General features: G+C 37.2%; 10 protein-coding genes. 2 read left to right on the top strand and 8 right to left on the bottom strand.

The genetic code is table 11. The features are described from left to right. Positions 1-222: 222 nt before the first annotated feature. Positions 223-1695 carry a xylulokinase gene (xylB, locus tag RBU59_RS19380; RefSeq protein ID WP_308148606.1) on the bottom strand — a complete coding sequence of 491 codons (1473 nt, stop codon included), beginning with the start codon at positions 1693-1695 and terminating at the stop codon, positions 223-225. 221 nt (positions 1696-1916) lie between these two features. Further along, complete coding sequence (xylA, locus tag RBU59_RS19375; protein ID WP_308144123.1) at positions 1917-3236, bottom strand: xylose isomerase; 1320 nt, start codon at positions 3234-3236, stop codon at positions 1917-1919. Between the two features lie 201 nt (positions 3237-3437). On the opposite strand from xylA, the gene RBU59_RS19370 reads away from it, so the two are divergent. Beyond that, positions 3438-4598: an ROK family transcriptional regulator gene (locus RBU59_RS19370; RefSeq protein WP_308144122.1), complete on the top strand. Its 1161-nt coding sequence runs from the start codon at positions 3438-3440 to the stop codon at positions 4596-4598. Positions 4599-4867: 269 nt separating this feature from the next. Here RBU59_RS19370 and RBU59_RS19365 read toward each other — a convergent pair whose 3' ends face one another. The 5 genes from RBU59_RS19365 to addB form a co-directional block, all read right to left on the bottom strand. Continuing rightward, entirely contained in the window at positions 4868-5776 is a 909-nt protein-coding gene (locus RBU59_RS19365; RefSeq protein ID WP_308144121.1) for a diacylglycerol/lipid kinase family protein, read from the bottom strand. After that, positions 5773-5991 (bottom strand): small, acid-soluble spore protein, alpha/beta type, encoded by a 219-nt coding sequence (locus RBU59_RS19360; protein WP_308144120.1) that lies wholly within the window; start codon positions 5989-5991, stop codon positions 5773-5775. The genes RBU59_RS19365 and RBU59_RS19360 overlap by 4 nt, the downstream gene beginning before the upstream one ends. A gap of 143 nt (positions 5992-6134) precedes the next feature. Beyond that, entirely contained in the window at positions 6135-8366 is a 2232-nt protein-coding gene (locus RBU59_RS19355; protein ID WP_308144119.1) for a methyl-accepting chemotaxis protein, read from the bottom strand. A 249-nt stretch (positions 8367-8615) separates the two neighbouring features. Next, positions 8616-12362 (bottom strand): helicase-exonuclease AddAB subunit AddA, encoded by a 3747-nt coding sequence (gene addA, locus RBU59_RS19350; protein ID WP_308144118.1) that lies wholly within the window; start codon positions 12360-12362, stop codon positions 8616-8618. After that, the gene (addB, locus tag RBU59_RS19345; RefSeq protein ID WP_308144117.1) at positions 12346-15816 is read right to left on the bottom strand and encodes a helicase-exonuclease AddAB subunit AddB; all 3471 of its coding nucleotides are present in this window, start codon (positions 15814-15816) and stop codon (positions 12346-12348) included. Before addB ends, addA begins: the two co-directional genes overlap by 17 nt. A gap of 538 nt (positions 15817-16354) precedes the next feature. On the opposite strand from addB, the gene RBU59_RS19340 reads away from it, so the two are divergent. Beyond that, positions 16355-16801 (top strand): hypothetical protein, encoded by a 447-nt coding sequence (locus tag RBU59_RS19340; RefSeq protein WP_308144116.1) that lies wholly within the window; start codon positions 16355-16357, stop codon positions 16799-16801. A 213-nt stretch (positions 16802-17014) separates the two neighbouring features. On the opposite strand, the gene RBU59_RS19335 is transcribed toward RBU59_RS19340, so the two are convergent. After that, positions 17015-17887 (bottom strand): DegV family protein, encoded by an 873-nt coding sequence (locus RBU59_RS19335; protein WP_308144115.1) that lies wholly within the window; start codon positions 17885-17887, stop codon positions 17015-17017. Between the last annotated feature and the right edge of the window lie 141 nt (positions 17888-18028).

Genomic DNA, 18028 nt, shown 5'->3' with positions numbered 1-18028 from the left:
TACCGCTAAATAATTCTTTTTAACTTCTGTACAAATACTACAAGGGATGTATCGGAGTACATCTCTATGTAATAAAAAAGACCTGATATTCGATAAATCAGATCAGCGTTATATACTACGCTTTACTAATTCATTAAATATCAGGTCCATGTAAATCTATCAGAAAAATAATTTTATAAAAAATTTACAGTATTAAGTTATACTAATTCCTTTATATAAGCTTTATTCCGCAATCTTATCAAACATATCCTTTAAGGTCGGATATAATTCTTTAAATATATCGTATTTCTTATTATATAACTGAACAACTTCTTTATCCTGTTCCGTAGTATCAATTACTTTAATAAGCTTACCGGCTGCTTCTTCTACTGTAGCATATTTACCGCAGCCAACAGCTGCTAAAATAGCTGCTCCAAATGCAGGGCCTTCTAAACTGTTAATTTTATCTACTTTTACATCCAGGACATTTGCAATTATTTTACACCATAAAGGACTCTTGGCACCACCGCCGTTAATCCGGATACGGTCGATAGAAACTCCTAACTTTTTGGTGATTTCAAAGGAATCACGAAGGGCAAAAGCTACTCCCTCCAGCATAGCCTGTGTCATATCGCTGCGTGTGGTATCCATTGTCATACCAATAAAAGTACCTCTGGCATTGGGATTATTGTGGGGTGTTCTCTCACCCATCAGGTAAGGCAGGAAATATACGTTATTTTTCCCAAGCTTAGTGATTCCCGATTCTTCCTTTTTATAATCCCTGGTTCCGATAATATCGTCCAGCCACCATTTATTAGAAGCTGCTGCTGATAACATAACTCCCATAAAGTGATATTTGCCGTCTGCATGGGCAAATACATGCAGGGCATTTTTTTCAACTTCCGCATACTCTTTACTTGCAATAAATACAACTCCGGAGGTTCCAAGGGATACATTACACATACCATGTCCAACGGTTCCGGTACCTACAGCGGCAACTGCCTGGTCTCCGCCGCCTGCGATTACTTTTACCGTTTCTGGAAGACCTAATTCGTCTGCCACTTCTTTCTTCATTGTACCAACTACTTGATAACTTTCGAATATTTTAGCTAACTGTTCTTCTTTTAATCCGATAATTTCAAGCATTTCCTTAGACCAGCATTTATGTTTAACATCTAATAATAACATACCGGAAGCATCAGAAACATCCGTACAATGAACACCGGATAAACGATAAGCCGCATAATCTTTTGGAAGCATAACTTTTTTAATTCTGGCGAAATTATCCGGTTCATGTCTCTTTACCCATAACAGCTTCGGTGCGGTAAATCCGGTGAGAGCCATATTACCGGTATAAGCTGATATTTTATCTACTCCGATTTCATTATTCAGATAATCACATTCAGCCTGAGTACGTCCGTCATTCCATAAAATAGCAGGACGAATTACCTTATCGTTTTCATCCAGGATAACCATACCATGCATCTGACCGCTGAAGCTGATACCGTCGACGGTTGACTTATCGCAGTCCTTTGTTAATTCCTTAATGCCATCCATTAAAGCAAAATACCAATCCTCCGGATTCTGTTCAGACCAGCCTGCTTGCGGGTAAAATATCGGATATTCTCTGGTTACAATACTTTTAATATCCCCGCTTTCATCCATCAATAATAATTTAACGGAGGTTGTTCCTAAATCAACACCAATGTATAACATAATATCACCCATTGTAAATATATCTGCTTGCAGATATGTTACTGCCACAACATAAAAGTTGAAAGAACTATCACGTGGCACCTTTCCTTATTTAATTTTCTTTCAACCTGACACCAAGGCTTACCGCAAACCTGCTTGCGGTACTGCCCTGATGATGAAGTGTAAAATGTGTAAATTTGAAGTTGAAAAAATTAATATTTCAACTTATCTCTCCTGATCTTTTATCTTGTTTCAAGAATATATTGATTTAAAATTGATTCCAGCAATTCCTGTCTTCCGGATACATTAGGAGTTATACCGTTATTCATAGCATATGCTTCTAATTCCTTAAAACCGACTTTACCCTCCATAATATCTTTACCAATGCCTTCTTTATAACTGGCATAACGATTATTTATAAAGTTCTCAAATACTTTATCTTCGATTAACTTAGCGGCAACCTTTAACCCTCTTGCGAAAGTATCCATTCCTGCAATGTATGCATAGAACAAATCAATCTCTTCAAAAGATGCACGTCTGACCTTGGAGTCAAAGTTAAGCCCTCCTTTTGTTAATCCACCGGCTAACAAAATTTCATACATCGCTAAAGTGGTATCGTAAATATTAGTCGGGAACTGATCGGTATCCCATCCAAGATTTAAATCACCCTGGTTAGCGTCTACACTTCCAAGAACACCGTTAATACGACACTGATTCAATTCATGCTGGAATGTATGCATCGCAAGGGTTGCATGATTTGCTTCTATATTTAGTTTAAACTTATCGATCAGATTATATTTTCTAAGGAAAGAAAGAACCGTAGCTACATCGGTATCATATTGATGTTTGGTTGGTTCCTTTGGTTTTGGCTCAATTAAAAACTGACCGGTAAAACCGATTTCTTCCGCATAATCACAAGCCATCTTAAGAAGTCTCGCCAGATTATCAAGTTCCAGTCCCGTATCGGTATTCAGTAAGGTTTCATATCCTTCTCTGCCGCCCCAGAATACATAATTTTCACCGCCAAGTTCCTTGGTGACTTCCATTGCTTTTTTGATCTGTGCCGCAGCATAAGCAAATACGGTTGCATTACAGGATGTTCCGGCACCATGAACAAAACGTGGATTACTGAATGCATTGGTTGTACCCCATAAGCATTTGATTCCGGTACGGGCCATTTCTTCTTTAATTACTGCTACGATTTCATCCAGCCTGGCATTGGTTTCAGCCAGATCTTTTCCTTCCGGCGCAATATCCCTGTCATGGAAACAGAAGAAAGGAATCTGTGCTTTTTCCATAAATTCAAAAGCAGCATGTACTCTTTCTTTAGCAACTTCCATTGGGCAATCCGCATTATCCCATGGTCTGAACATAGTACCTACTCCAAATGGATCATTCCCCATATAAGTAAATGTATGCCAATAGGACATTGCAAATCTTAACTGCTCTTTCATTGTTTTACCCATAACAATTTCATCTGGGTTGTAATACTTAAAGGCTAACGGATTTTTGCTTTCCGGTCCTTCGTAATTGATTTTTCCTACTCCTTCAAAATAAGCCATACGATTTAACCTCCTATATATAGTTTTTTGACTGAACTAATGTTTATAATTACAATATAGCAACATTTTTTCCCTTTGTCAAGGGATATTGTTCTTTAACCAGACCCCTTTTCAATCAATTATTTTTATGTTATGATTGAATTAAAATTTTCACTAAATTATGACAATATCATTGCTGTCATAGATAAAAGGATGGATAACATGATTACAGGAAGCAAGGAACTTATTCGTGACATAAACAGTACTTTGGTATTAGAGACTATCATTAATACTAAGCCAATCTCAAGAGCTGCCATATCCAAAAAACTTGGGCTTACAAAAGCTACTATTTCAACGATTGTACAGGATCTGATTAATAAAGACCTGGTAATTGAAATCGGCAGCGATGATACGGATCTTGGAAGAAAACCCATTTTGCTTAGCTTTAATAAAAAAGCCGGTTATGTCATCAGCATCGATATCGGTGTTGAAACGATTTCTGCATTACTTACGGATCTGGAGGGGGAAGATTGCAGTTTAAAACAAATTAAAACACCAAAAGCCAATGAGAATATTGTGCAGGTACTATGCAGTCTGATAGAAACCATGAAACCAGCGGGTACGGATACTACTTATGGTTTGGTAGGTATCTCGTTGGGAATTCACGGTGTTGTATATAATAACAAAGTATCCTTTACTCCTTATTATGATCTTGCCGGTATTGATTTAGCAGATGAATTGGAACAACATTTTCATACACCTATATTTTTACAAAATGAAGCAAATCTATCCGTATTGGGAGAAAAAACTTTTATGTTTGATTATCCCAATATAGCCAATATTAGTGTTCATTCCGGAATTGGCTTAGGATTATTAATCAATAACACCCTGTATACCGGTTATAACGGCCGCGCCGGTGAGTTTGGCCACACCATTGTTGAAGTTGACGGAAAAGAATGTCCCTGCGGTAATCATGGGTGTCTAGAACAATATGTTTCCGAACGTGCATTATTAAAGGAATTTGCCAAACGAAAAGGGCTGGCTGAAATTGACTTTGAGCTTTTATCTTCTATGTATCAGACAGGAGATAAAGACGCCATTTATATTATTGATAAATTTATAAAATATATGTCCGTATGTATCAACAATGTATTGAATGCTTATAATCCGGATATTGTAATTATCAATAGTTCCTTTACCAACTTCTTTCCGGGGTTAACAAAATTAATCGAGCAATCCTTAAGCAGCAGAATGAACAGTGTTACTCATATTGTACCTTCTGCCTTACAGGACTCTTCCATACTTCTAGGCGGAATCAGTGTTGTGATAAAGAATTTTCTTGCCATAAGCACATTAAAATTACAGAATAATGAACTTTTTTAATTCATTATTAAGATGATTGCCGGGATCAAAAGGTCAATTTTACATTATGAATGAATACCAGCGTATAGATATTCATAAAATGCAGGTTGAGGGACCTTTTGAATCCCTAATCTTATTAGTCCCGGAGTTAGATAATACCTATCCTATAAAGATATGTCTAGCATAAAGAAAGTCATCAGCAGGTCACCTCCGGTATCAAACAAAGATACGGGTATTTATGTGTGCCTGTCAATGACTTTCTTTATTATCTTTATTATGCTCATTTGTTATTATACTATTTCTTCTTTGTTCCTTATTATCTTAACGGCCTGTTTTAAATTTGAGATATTTACTGTCTGGAATTCTCCGCCGAATTCCCCGTCAATGGACCAGGGCACCATCTCTTCCGATGTCAATAATATTTCTTTTACAGGGAATGAAAAAATATGGTCACTGTTTAAGTTTCCTTTCAACAAATCATTTATAATACTTTGAAAATCCATTACATTTTGCGGCATTTTAATAAATATTCCTTCAAACTGGCCGTCATCCAATTGTACATCTTTGCCGGTAAGACCTTTTATCCCGCCGACGGATATGGAATTTGCTACCATACCATATATAAAATTATCGTTCATTACCTTGTCACCACAGGTTATTTCCATTTGGTATGATTTCCAATTAGGTAAACGCTTTACACCCTCCAGAATATATGCCAATCTGCCCAGCATATTCTTAGTTGTCTGCGGTGTTTCATAAGAAGCATCCGTAAAGAGGCCAAATGCCGCAGTATATGTAAAGTATTCCCCATTAATGATACCAACGTCACAAGGAAATGCTTCTCCGCTTAATACTACTTTAGCCGCTCCCAGCAGATTTTTGGGCAGTTTTAGATTATAGGCAAAATCATTGGTTGTTCCTGATGGAATATAACCAATGCATGTATTCTGCTCACTGTGCATGATTCCACTGATTACTTCATTTAAAGTCCCATCACCGCCGGAGCATACAACAAGGTCGTATGTCTCACGGCTTAAGCAGTCCATCACAATATTCTTAGCATCCTTCCTGCCGGTTGTAGCATATATAACTACCTCATAATCACCTTTTACAAAAGATTCGATGATACTTGACAACCAGTTTTTAATTTTACTTTTTCCGGCAAGTGGATTATAGATAAACAAAAGCTTCTTTTTCATTGTTGTTTATTTATCCCCTCCATCTGCATTTGCTTTTTTCTCTTTGTCATAATTCCGCCAATCCGCCCGGTTTCCTTAGCGGAAAGTGATTTCCATCCATCACTTTTTACCTTGTCTAAAAGTCCCAGTTCGGTTGCTATCTCATATTTTAATTTTTCGTCCGGTTTTAAATCACTTAAATTTATATTGTTCGTTTCTGATTTCTTTTTACTCATATATTATACACCCTTTCTAGATTTTAACAAGGGACTGCTTTTCATTACAATTTATCTCTCGTAGTGAAACAGTCCCTTGTTTAGTATTCTATATAAAGTGTAGCCTTGATCTATTTATTTCATACCTTTGCAATAAAACTTATTTACTGAATTTTAAATAATTGTATTGCCTGCTCTAATTTCTTTGCATCATTAGCAAGTTCTAATGCGGATTCACTTAAGTTTTCAACGGAATTAATCTGAACATTTGCCGTAGCACTAACTTCTTCCGAAGCTGCCGCCGTCTGCTGAGCTACTGCAGAAATGTTGCGGATTGCATCCATACTGTCTTCTTTGGCAGTTTCAATTCCCTTAATTCCAATTGATATATTATCCAGATTCGTAACAAGGCTTCCAACATGTTTATTAATATCTTCAAATACCCTGATTGTTTTATTTAAAGATTCTGTCTGGGATTCTACAATGTTCTCAGCCTGTTTTGCAGATACCACCGTGCCCTGTGTTTTATTCTGGATTTCTGTTACGATTCCCTGAATCTGACTGGCCGCCTGTATGGACTGATCAGCCAATTTACGTATTTCATCCGCTACAACTGCAAATCCACGTCCTGCTTCACCTGCTCTGGCTGCCTCAATGGAAGCATTCAGGGAAAGTAAATTAGTCTGGGATGCAATCTCGTTAATAATACCTACAAAGTTACCGATATTATGTGACTGTTCTACCAATGCTTCAATATCCTTAATTACTACCTGAGTAACATCCGTAGTAGCTTTTGATTTATCATTTAATTCATCAATAATAACCAGTCCCTCACCGACAATACCCTTTGTATTATTAGCGATTTTTTCAATCTCATAGGTGCTGCTGTATACCTGATTGATTCTTTCTGATAGATTGGACATCTGACCAAGACAATGCTCTGTATCTTCAGCCTGCTGTACAACTCCTTTTTCAATCTCATCAATGGTAAAGGAAATATCTTTGGTTGCACCCAAGATTTTTTCCGATGTAGTTGAAAGTAAATCAGCCGACTCCGTAACTTTCTGACCGACACCCGCGACTTCACCAATCAGATTACTCATACCTGCCGTCATATCCGACAGCCCATTTGCCAATACACGGAATTCATCCTTACGCTTTGTATTAAACTTAGCAGTTAAATCCCCCTGTGCTGCTAATGATATGGAATTAACAAGTTTTGTAATCGCACTGCCGATACCGCCTGCAATAACCGTTCCTACCAATAGAGCAAATATACATGCAAATGCAATAAAGATAATACTTAAATTCTTAATCGCACTGGGTTGTTTTAAGATTTCAGTCTTAGGAATCAATGCGCAAACCATAGCACCGGTCTCACCAACTTTACTGTATACATACAGATAGTTTTCGTTATTGTAGTTCTGGTAGGAAAATCCATCTGTTTTTTCACCCGATTCCGCAGCTTTATAATATTCGGTTTCCGGAAAAACGTTCTTTAAATCAGGATTTGTTAACGTTTCTCTTCCGTCTCCGGTTACAAAACCAACAATACTGCCTTCAGCGACATTGATATCTTTAAGTACATTTGTGATTTCATCCATGGATACATCCATAAATACTAATCCATCACTGAATGATAACTTGGTAATCATTGACATTGCATAATCTGTATCTTTAATTGACAACAGTTTGTCCAGGGTTTCATGTTTTCCGACCCATACATTTCTGGAGGTATTCTCTTTTATTTTCTTGGCGTCTTCCGATGTGCTGTACTGAGCAAAAATATCTCTCGGAGGAGTAGCCAAAGTAGAAATCGGAGTACCTACATTAGCCATAATATGAATGGAATTAATAAAGGAATTCGTTTCTCTGATTACGATAACTTCCTGTTGGAGCTGTCTTAATGCTGTTACATTTTCAAGCGTGTCCTTTTCGTTCACTCTTCTGTAGTAATCTTCCACAGACTTACTAAGTGAAAATTCAATTGCTTTGTCAGATACGGAAGATAACCCCAATTCCAGGTATTTGCTTACTGCATTTAAAGTATCACTTGTGCTTTTCTCGTAATTCGTTATGATTGCATCTGCAGATTTTTGATAAGAAACTATTCCAAAAATCCCCAATAATATTACAGGGATAAAAAACCCAAGTAATATTTTAGCTCTTATGCCTCTAAACTGGTTCAAGATTTTTTTCTTTTCTTTTACTTCTGTTTTTACTTTCTGTTTCTTCTCTTTTACATTCTGAGTTTTTTCTTCCAGTTTCTTCTTTTCCTTTTCAAGTTTCGCTTTCGCCTTAGCCTCCAAAGCTTCTTTCTTTTTCTCGGCTTTCATAAAGTCCTTTAACTTTTTCTTACTTTCATTCCCCGTTATTGAATCATTGTTCAATTTCATCTTTTGATCCTCCTGCATCCCCTTGTAGGTCATGACTTTTAGGTTTGTAAATTTACATAATATTATATGAGAGTATTATATGAAACAGTATTTGTTCGACATATACAAAAACATATACTCCCCTTTATGTATTTTGTCTAACATATGTATAATTATACCACATAAACTATCAAAATAAAATGTTTTTCTACAAATTATCTCATTTTTGTCATATTGTACATCTTATTTCAAGATAATACATTTATCCATCTAAAATGAGTTATTCTGTTGTACCTGTATTTCTTTACCTAAACCAAAAGAATACAGGATTCTCTCTTTCACTTTCTTGCCGGTTAATTGTTCCAGGGCTTTTTGATAGTAATCCAGCTGTACCCGGTAACGTCTGATTAACTGTGCTTCCCCGTCTGTTCCGTTTACCACATCTGTTTTATAATCCAGTAATACCCATTTACCGTCTTCTTCAAAATATACATCAATGACACCCTGCACTAAAACTGTTTCTTCGCTTTTTAGACTGCTGTTAATCTCGCAGGCTTTTAATCCCATGACAAATTGACGTTCTTTATAAAGTCCTCCCGATTCTGCTGCTTTTCGCATCCTAACTGCAACTGAGCTTCCAATAAATAAGTACAGCTTATCAATATCCAGAACCAGTTTATCCGTTTCTTTTATTTTTCCCCTGTGCACCAAGTCTAAAAGTGTCTCCTCAATATCCATTCTGCTTCTTACTTTCGTTAAATCCAAAGCCTCCAATACGGTATGATAGAGTGTACCAAGATCGGCACCCCGGGTGATATCCGTATCTTTACTGAAATTAGGAACCGGAATTTCCTTTCCTGATCCGGTAGTTCCTTTCATGGGCACTCCAAAATCCTCTGCCTCATACTGACTTAATCTCTTAAGTTCCGATACGGTAAGTTTCGTATGAATATTAGTTTCTGTCTGATAAGGATATTGATATTCCATGTAAGAGTAAATTGTGTTTCGTACCTCCTCATTATATATCCGTTCTGTATTCCAATCTATAAAATCATTCTGATTTACTTTATTATAAAGCTGTGTCATATATTCATATTCAGCTGCCTGCTCATAGGAATATTGTTTTATACTTATTCTGGTATCTGCATTATATAAGGTATTGCTTAAGTCCTGCCTGATACCGATTTCTTTCAGAATCTCTTCAAATCCCCGGTAGCGCATAAGGGATGGTATTAGGAAGTCCAGATAAGAGGCCGCATTACTTAATTGATAATAAAGAAGCTGTTTCTCTTTCTGCCTGCAGATACTGCCCCATTTTGTCAGTAATTTGGCTGAATCTTTAACCCCTCCGGTTAATATCAGCTTTTCCTTAGCCCTGGTCATAGCTACGTAAAGCACCCGCAGTTCTTCCCCCAGATTTTCTAATACCAATTCCTTCTGAATAACTTTTTTAACTAAGGTTGGAGCTTTTATTCTTAACTTATGGTCAATATAATCAATTCCGATTCCTAAATCCGGATGGATTAAAAGATTACTTCTGGAATCCTGGTTATTGAAACTCTTTCCCATACCTGCCAAAAAAACAATAGGAAACTCCAACCCTTTGCTCTTATGAATACTCATAATTTTAACGGTATCATCGTTTTCTCCGGCTATTTTAGCTTCACCGAAATCAATATCGTATTTATGAAGTTTCTCAATATAACGTACAAAATGGAATAATCCGCTGTAACTGCTGCCCTCAAAACGAATTGCACGCTGTACTAACATGTCAATATTAGCCCGTCTCTTCTCACCGGCCGGCATTGCCGCCGCATAATTGTAGTAACCGGTATCTTCTAAGACCTTTAGTATTAATTCATGAATGGAATAATGGAACACCATATCACGATACCGGTCTAATTTAACCATAAATTTACTTAATTTATCGGAAAGTTCATCCGAACCTTCCTCAGTATATTCCTGTGCCGCTTCATACATGGAAATACGCCTTCTGGGTATTCGGATCAAGGCCAGTTCATTACTGGTTAAACCTACAATCGGTGAGCGGAGAATCGCAGTAAAAGGAATATCCTGTCTCGGATTATCTATGATTTTTAATAAGTTTAATACCGTCCGGATTTCTAACGTGGAAAAATAACCGGACTGGGTTTCCGTATGAGAGGTAATCCCTTCCGCAGCCAGGGTATCAGCAAATATTTCAGCCCAGTTACTCATAGTTCTTAAAAGGATTACAATATCTCCATACTTTGCCCTGCGGTAAATCTTATCTTTCTTATCAAATACCATCAGCCCTTTCTTGGAATCGGTCAATTCTTTCATTCGTTTTGCAATGGCTCTTGCTTCTATCTCTTTGGCTGTGTATTCATTCTCTTCCGTTTCATTTTCTTCCCCTGTCACTTTCTCTGTTATCCTATCCCTGTCCATTTCTTTTAAGGCGGGTTCTACCGAAACTAAGATAACCTCAGTATCCGCTGAAACTCCCTCTGTCTGCTCTCCAAAGTCAGCTCCGGGATATAATGCGGCCTGCTCATCATATAAAATATTTCCCAGTTTTTTCGTCATGATCTGCTCAAAGATGAAGTTAATACTGTCTAATACCACAGATCTGCTCCTGAAGTTTTTATGAAGATCGATTCTTTGGTGCTTACTGTCTTCTAAATCGTAGGTATCGTACTTTTCCATAAATATCTCAGGTCTTGCCAGTCGAAACCGATATATACTTTGCTTCACATCCCCGACCATAAATAAATTCGGATTTCCATACCGCTCTCTGCAGATACTGTTTAATATAGTCTCCTGTACCAGGTTGCTATCCTGATATTCGTCTATCATAATCTCTGCGTAAAACTCACAGAGTTCATCCGCGGCAGGAGTAGGTGCCATTTCTCCGTCTTTTTTCTGCACCAGTATATTCAGAGCAAAATGTTCCAGGTCAGAAAAATCTACTATATTTTTTTCAGATTTGCGTTTTGCATACTTTTCTGAAAAATCCTTGCATAAATTAATTAATACTGTAACCGGACCACCCATAGCCTTTATATCGTTTAACATTTCTTCGGTAGACTGGAAGAAATAATTCTTGCACAGGTCTCCTATTGCTTTCTTAATCTCATCCCGTATGACCTTAACCTGATTCTTCTTTTCTTCACTTACACCCTCTTCTTTTTTACCGGATAGTCTTGCAAAAGAAAAACCATTTAAAAGATCTGCATAATCATCGTAATCATTTAATTCAGATAAAGAAAGCAATAAAGTTTCATCACTTTTTAAAGCCGCAGTATAAGCACCGGGTCCGTCTGCTTCTTCACAGATCGATATTGCTTCCCTGCATCGTATCACAAGATCATTTGAAACGGTTTTCAGGTAGTTAAGTAAAGCACCCATCCAATCGGAGGCTTTCATTTCTTCCAGTGTATTTATTGAAAAAGTTCCCTTTTTCTCCTCCAGCCATTCCTCCGGCCAGGGATAACTCGTGGAAAAATTAAAAAGCCGTAATATCAGCTCTTCTATGCCTCCATCAGATTTCCCGGAAGAAAAACTCTCAATAAAATCCAGGAAATCCGCCTCTCCCTCTTCATAGTAATTCTCTAAAAGATCACTGATTACATCGGATTTTATTAAGGTCAGTTCCGCCTCATCTGCTATACGAAAAGCTGGGTCTAAATCAATACTGTTGAAATGATTTCGAATAACACTTAAACAAAAGCTGTGAATGGTGGTTATCTGGGCGCTGTGGACTAACGTCACCTGTTTTTGCAGGTGAATATTATCCGGCATTTCCGCTATCTTTTTCTCAATGGCCTCACCGATTCTCTCCCGCATTTCCGCTGCGGCTGCATTGGTAAAGGTAACAATCAGCAGGCGGTCAATATCAATCGGATTATCCCCTTCCGTGATCATGGATATAATACGCTCAACTAATACAGCAGTCTTACCGGAGCCGGCTGCAGCCGATACCAGGATATTTCTGTTCCTTAAGTCTATTACTTTCTGCTGCTCACTGGTCCAAAGCATCCTTATCCACTCCTTCCTTAACCGTTTTCTGCTGTTTCATTATTCTATCCCAGACCTCTTCTGCAGATAAAGAGGCCAGGTTACGATAAGAATATCCGTTTAACTTACTGTCGAATCCGCAGATACTATTGTAGATACAATAATCACAGGCACTTCGTTTGCCCATTTGGTAAGGTTTTATATCTGTTTTTCCGTCTAATATATCAAAACCATAATGATATACCGTATCTTTTACATATTTTTCAATCGCTTTTAGTTTGTATTGGTCTGCAATACTGGAACGTTTCGTCGGATATCCGTCTTTATTCGTTTCAACAGGAATCACGTCAGATTTCACCGAGGGCCTTAACTCCTCCCCTTCGCTTAGAAAACTGTTATCCAGATGTTTGATTACTTCTCCGCTGCTATTTACAATTCCATTCATCTTAAGTTCCTTTAGAATACTCTCTTCCACATGACTGCTTTTTTCTACTAAGGGGTCATCGATGTTATAATACAGGATACCGGCTGGGATCACCGATTTACCAGGATGTTCCCTCTCCATTAATTCCATGGCTGCATTCATATAAACTGCCAGCTGTATCTGTAAGCCATAATAAACAGAAAGAAGGTCAAAGGAAGTATTGCCGGATTTATAATCAATAACCTTCACTAACAGTTTATCATTTTCTTCATAGATATCCAGTCGGTCGATGCGGCCTAAGAGGCGAATGCCCTCATTCTCGGACAAATCGATCTTAAGGCTGTTAAGTTCATTATCTCCGGAGAAAAACACTTCAAAGCCAATCGGTTCGAAATCACCTTTCTTGATCTGTTCGCACAAAACCCATAAGGTTCTCTTTGTAATTCTTTCAACCCGTTTAACTATGTATTGATACCGGCTTGAACTTCCAAAAATGGAGTTTCCATAACCGTCGGCAGCTTCCCTCACACACTGACTTCCCCATTCCTCTCGCACATTCTCCGGAATGGTATGCCAGCTATATTCGCTGGCAGCCATTTTTCTTGAGAAGAGTTCAATGGCATTATGAAATAAATTACCGATATCCGGGATAGCTAACCGGTATTCCTGCCGTTCCATTAACTCTAATCCGTAACTGATATAATGGGCAAATGCACATGCTGCATACTGTTCGAATCTGGTTACACTCCCGGTCAGAGAACTTCCGTATAGTTCTTTCGCTATCTGCTTTGATAATCCCCTTTCTTTATTCACATAAAAGGCAGCCTGAATCAAACTCTGTATCTGATCTTTATTTTCCTCTTTGGCATAATAATAGCTGAATAATTCATTCCATACCTGCGTTGGATCTTCATAGGGATATTTCCGCAATCCATCTATGATATAATCCATTCCGCCGTTATTACCCAGGATGTGGGAGATATCTTCATTTTCCATATCTTCATCTGAAATCTTTATTTTAGGAAACAATTTTCGTATGGTTTCTATCATATAAGAGGGTCTTATACTTTTTCCGTCCCCGTTTAACTTGCTGAACGAAATGTACAGTTTGTCCTGTGGTTTGGTCATATTCAGATACAGATAGAATTTTTCCGTAAAGCCGGCCTGTCTTATGGTAGGTGCCATTTCAATTTTATGCTCTAAGAAGGTTTGTCTCTCCATATCCGTTAAGATGCCGCCGCTGCCGTTAACTTTAGGAATTATTCCATCGTTAACTCCTACAAAGAATAAAGCTTTTATGTCTTTTAACCTTGTTCTTTCAATGTCACCCACTGTAATCTGGTCAAGTCCCGGCGGGATAAGACCAACTTTTGCTTCTGTAAGACCTGCCTTAAGAACTTCAATGTATTCCTTTAAGGATATCACTTCGGTTCCTAAAAGTTCAGCTAATTTATCAAACAATTCCATCACAATTCCATATATCTGCTCATATTCCTTTGCTGCACCCAGTTTGTTATTTTCACTGAAAGCAAGGGCAAAAGCCTCTAATTTTTCGGCTGCCTGCATTTTTAACCCAAATTCATATAAAGCTAAGGTATAATCCTTAACAGTTTTTTCTTTGTCGGAGAGAACTTCATATAAAGGATTTATTTCATCATAAAATGCTTGGCGGATTTCATTTATCCTGATTAATTCTCCTTGTGGTTGTCCCCGGTAGAGACGCGTCCAATTATCCTGCCATTTCTTTTGTCCCCTGATTCCTAAGGCTATGACGTAATTCTCCAGTATATCTACATCCGCCATTTCTACATTGGCAAGGCCGCAACGCAGATATCGGAACACACTCTCATAATCAAACTTGTTCTGTACTATGTCAAGTGCAGAACGAATCATTTCCACAAATGGATTGGACAATACCTCCCTCTTATTGTCTATAAAACATGGAATTCCTGCTTTCTCAAATTCTCTTCCAAACTCTCTGCCGTAAGAAGCGATATCCCCTGTTACAACAGCAATATCCTGGTAACGGTATTGCCTGTCACGAACCAGCTTCTTAATTTCCTGTACGACAAAAATAATCTCCTGCTTTATATCTCTTGCAGCATGAATACTGATATTATCCTGTTCCTCTTCAAAGCTTTTTGACGGATAGCGGAATAAATTGGCTTCCAGGGCAGCCAGTGCAGGACTGTTACGATAACGATAAGGTACCTTTACAGGAGAAATGTCTTCCACAAACAGAGGAGAATCCAGTTCCATCTTCTCCTCTTCCGTTATATCTGTAAGTTTTTTAATCGTTTTTTTGCTTAAATGAAAGAGTTGGTATTCCTCATCCGGGATATCCAATTCTTTTTTATCTATGGTTATTGTTATTAAAACCTTTTTAGCCTTCTTAATCAGCAAAGTTAATAATTTATATTGGGCAGGAGTAAAACCGGTAAAGCCATCCAGGCATATGATACTCTTTTCAATCAGTTTCGACTGGTCTATTACCTCGCAGAGAACATCCAGTATTTCTTCAGCAGTAATATAATTTTTATCCAGATATTCTCTAAAGGCTTTATAAATAATAATTATATCATGGAGTTTCCCATGTAGAAGCGGCTTATTTGCCATGGCCTCTTTCATCTCTTCAAGTTTAGGGATACTGATGCTATATTGATAAATTTCAGAAATCAATGATTTTAATTCGTCAATAAAACCCTGCTTTTGAACATCATGATTAAATAATTCCAGCTCTTTTTTCTTTATCGCCACTATTTTACGCAGAACCATGCTTTTCCCGGTATCTTCTAACACCGGTCTGTCATTGCCACCTACCTCATCAAAGATACGAAAAGCAAGCCGGTTAAAACTTAATATGTCAATATTCATGGTTCCCCGGTTCGGATGCCTGGATACGATGTCTTTCTGTGTCTGAAGGGTAAATTGTTCCGGTACAATAACCAGATAACTGGTATCCTCCTTCTGTATTGATTTTGTTATAATCTCTTTATATAATTGATAAGATTTTCCCGAACCGGACCTTCCTATCACAAATTGTAAGGACATATAATTTCCTCCCTGATATGTATATATAAATGACAAAACATTCTTAGTTTTATTGCTCCAATCGCAATTCCCTGGCAAACTCCCAGTTACTCATTCCGCTTTCATTATACCATGTCCGCTAGCTCCCATGGTACCGCGCCACTTTGTGGCGTTTATGTGCACTCACTTTGGTTCGGCACCGGTATAATATCTGTCGATATTATACCATAATTCTGCTTTATTTACGAATAGGTTCGTGTTAAAAAAGGAACTGTTTCTAACAGACTAAACAATTACATTCTCGTATACCTTTTATCCTTATAGATAAATTTGTATATTAATAGTATATAAGTTTCTAATTATTTGGACTTTTATTAATGAAATAATCATAAATCTTAAAAAACAATAATAAGATATATAAAGTATTCTTATGGAGGCTAATGTGTGAATTTCCTCATCACACATATTGAACTGAAATTGGTATGGTTCACCTGAATTTAATATCTGCTTTATACTTTGAAAAATGTGAACGTCTACCAGGAAAGGCATGGTGCAAAATATGTCAAAAACAAAAATTGTTGTTATTCACTTAAAAGAAATTATATATACGGCACTATTTGCAGGCCTGGGTATACTGCTGATTATCCTTTTAGTAATTATGTTTATGAACAAAAAGGAAGATACTACAGCAACTATGTCAGGAACCCAATATACACCCGGCGTATATAATTCAACATTGGTTCTGAATGACACCGCGTTGAATTTGGAAGTGGTTTTGGATAAGGATCATATTAATTCCGTTCGTATTGTTAATATCGATGACTCCATTACTACCATGTATCCATTGGTAGAACCATCATTAAATGATATTTCAGAGCAATTAGTCGACGGAGTTGATATAAACTCAATCGAGATTTCTGAGGACAGTAAATATACTCAGATTTTATTACTGGATGCAATTAAAGCTGCTCTGGCAAAAGCTACGCCCGATTTAAAAGATAATTAATTAGAATCATTAATGCCGGTAAGATTCATAAATCATAAGTTATTCGTAATACTTACATAAAATAATAGCCTCCCTACCATAATTTATTTGAAGATAAGAAATGGGGAGGCTAATTTCCTATGTATATCAGATAACATATCAAACACCGTTTTCGAGTTATTGATAGTATACGGTACTCTCTTGTAAGAGTACGTTATAGGAATTTTATTTTTATTATATTACATATGGTGATTTTTCACTTAAAAAGATGATTCCGATGATTCCAGGACCTGTATGAGCTCCAATTGCGCAACCTACATAACTCTCTAAAAAAGTTTTGCAGCCGTATTTTTCTATCAGCATATTTTTTACAAGATTCAGAGTCTCTTTATCGTCACCATGGACAAGCCCTATGGTCTGACTTGAAAGATCCACCCCCCGTTCACCTGCAATATCAACTAACCTTTTAAGAGAGCGCATACGCCCTCTGACTTTTTCTATCGCAACTAATGCTCCCTTATCATCTACTTCGATAATGGGTTTAATATCAAGCAGTCCTCCTGCAATCGCGGAAGTTCTGCTTAATCTTCCGCCTTTATAAAGGTACTCCAGTGTTTCAACCGTAAAAATATGTTCCATATTATCGCAATAAAAACGGATTGCCTCTATAATTACCTGTTTAGGAATATTGCGTTCCACCATCTGTAATGCTTTTTCCACTACAATACCAAATCCAAGAGAAGCACATTTGGTATCAATAATAGTAAGATCAAAATCAGGGTATTCTTCCAAAAGTTCTGCTTTAGCCAGATTAGCAGCATTATAAGTCCCTGCTATACCGGTAGAAAAACAGATATAAATTACTTCATCCTTATTTATGGCATATGGTTCAAAATTATTATGGAACATAAAAGAATTGATATGGTAAGTCTTTACCTCTGTCCCTGCCCGTAGGATATCATAAAATTCTTCCGGCATTATGGTTTCACCGTCAAAGTAATCTTTTTCATTTATAACAACCGGCGTAGGTATAACATGCAGCTTATATTTCTCTAACAGCCATTTCGGCACATCGGAAGCAGAATCTGTAATAATTCTTAAAGCCATTTTAATACCCATTGCATAACACATCTGTTCTCAGATGTGTTACTGCCACAAATAAAAAGTGAAAGAATCTTAATTTGTGGCATTCCCTTTCTTTAAGTATTTTTTCTTTCACATTTATCCCCCTGTATTTTTCTTATTTAG

Source organism: Anaerocolumna sp. MB42-C2 (genome assembly GCF_030913705.1).
Taxonomy (GTDB): domain Bacteria; phylum Bacillota; class Clostridia; order Lachnospirales; family Lachnospiraceae; genus Anaerocolumna.
The sequence above is the reverse complement of the archived record's forward strand: the minus strand, read 5'-3'. Positions and strand labels throughout refer to the sequence as shown.

What these genes read in the sequence shown, in the direction of transcription:
- xylB (WP_308148606.1), bottom strand. Translation starts at nt 1,695, where the DNA reads ATGTTATACATTGGTGTTGATTTAGGAACAACCTCCGTTAAATTATTA.
- xylA (WP_308144123.1), bottom strand. Translation starts at nt 3,236, where the DNA reads ATGGCTTATTTTGAAGGAGTAGGAAAAATCAATTACGAAGGACCGGAA.
- addA (WP_308144118.1), bottom strand. Translation starts at nt 12,362, where the DNA reads ATGCTTTGGACCAGTGAGCAGCAGAAAGTAATAGACTTAAGGAACAGA.
- RBU59_RS19365 (WP_308144121.1), bottom strand. Translation starts at nt 5,776, where the DNA reads ATGAAAAAGAAGCTTTTGTTTATCTATAATCCACTTGCCGGAAAAAGT.
- RBU59_RS19370 (WP_308144122.1), top strand. Translation starts at nt 3,438, where the DNA reads ATGATTACAGGAAGCAAGGAACTTATTCGTGACATAAACAGTACTTTG.
- RBU59_RS19335 (WP_308144115.1), bottom strand. Translation starts at nt 17,887, where the DNA reads ATGGCTTTAAGAATTATTACAGATTCTGCTTCCGATGTGCCGAAATGG.
- RBU59_RS19360 (WP_308144120.1), bottom strand. Translation starts at nt 5,991, where the DNA reads ATGAGTAAAAAGAAATCAGAAACGAACAATATAAATTTAAGTGATTTA.
- RBU59_RS19355 (WP_308144119.1), bottom strand. Translation starts at nt 8,366, where the DNA reads ATGAAATTGAACAATGATTCAATAACGGGGAATGAAAGTAAGAAAAAG.
- RBU59_RS19340 (WP_308144116.1), top strand. Translation starts at nt 16,355, where the DNA reads ATGTCAAAAACAAAAATTGTTGTTATTCACTTAAAAGAAATTATATAT.
- addB (WP_308144117.1), bottom strand. Translation starts at nt 15,816, where the DNA reads ATGTCCTTACAATTTGTGATAGGAAGGTCCGGTTCGGGAAAATCTTAT.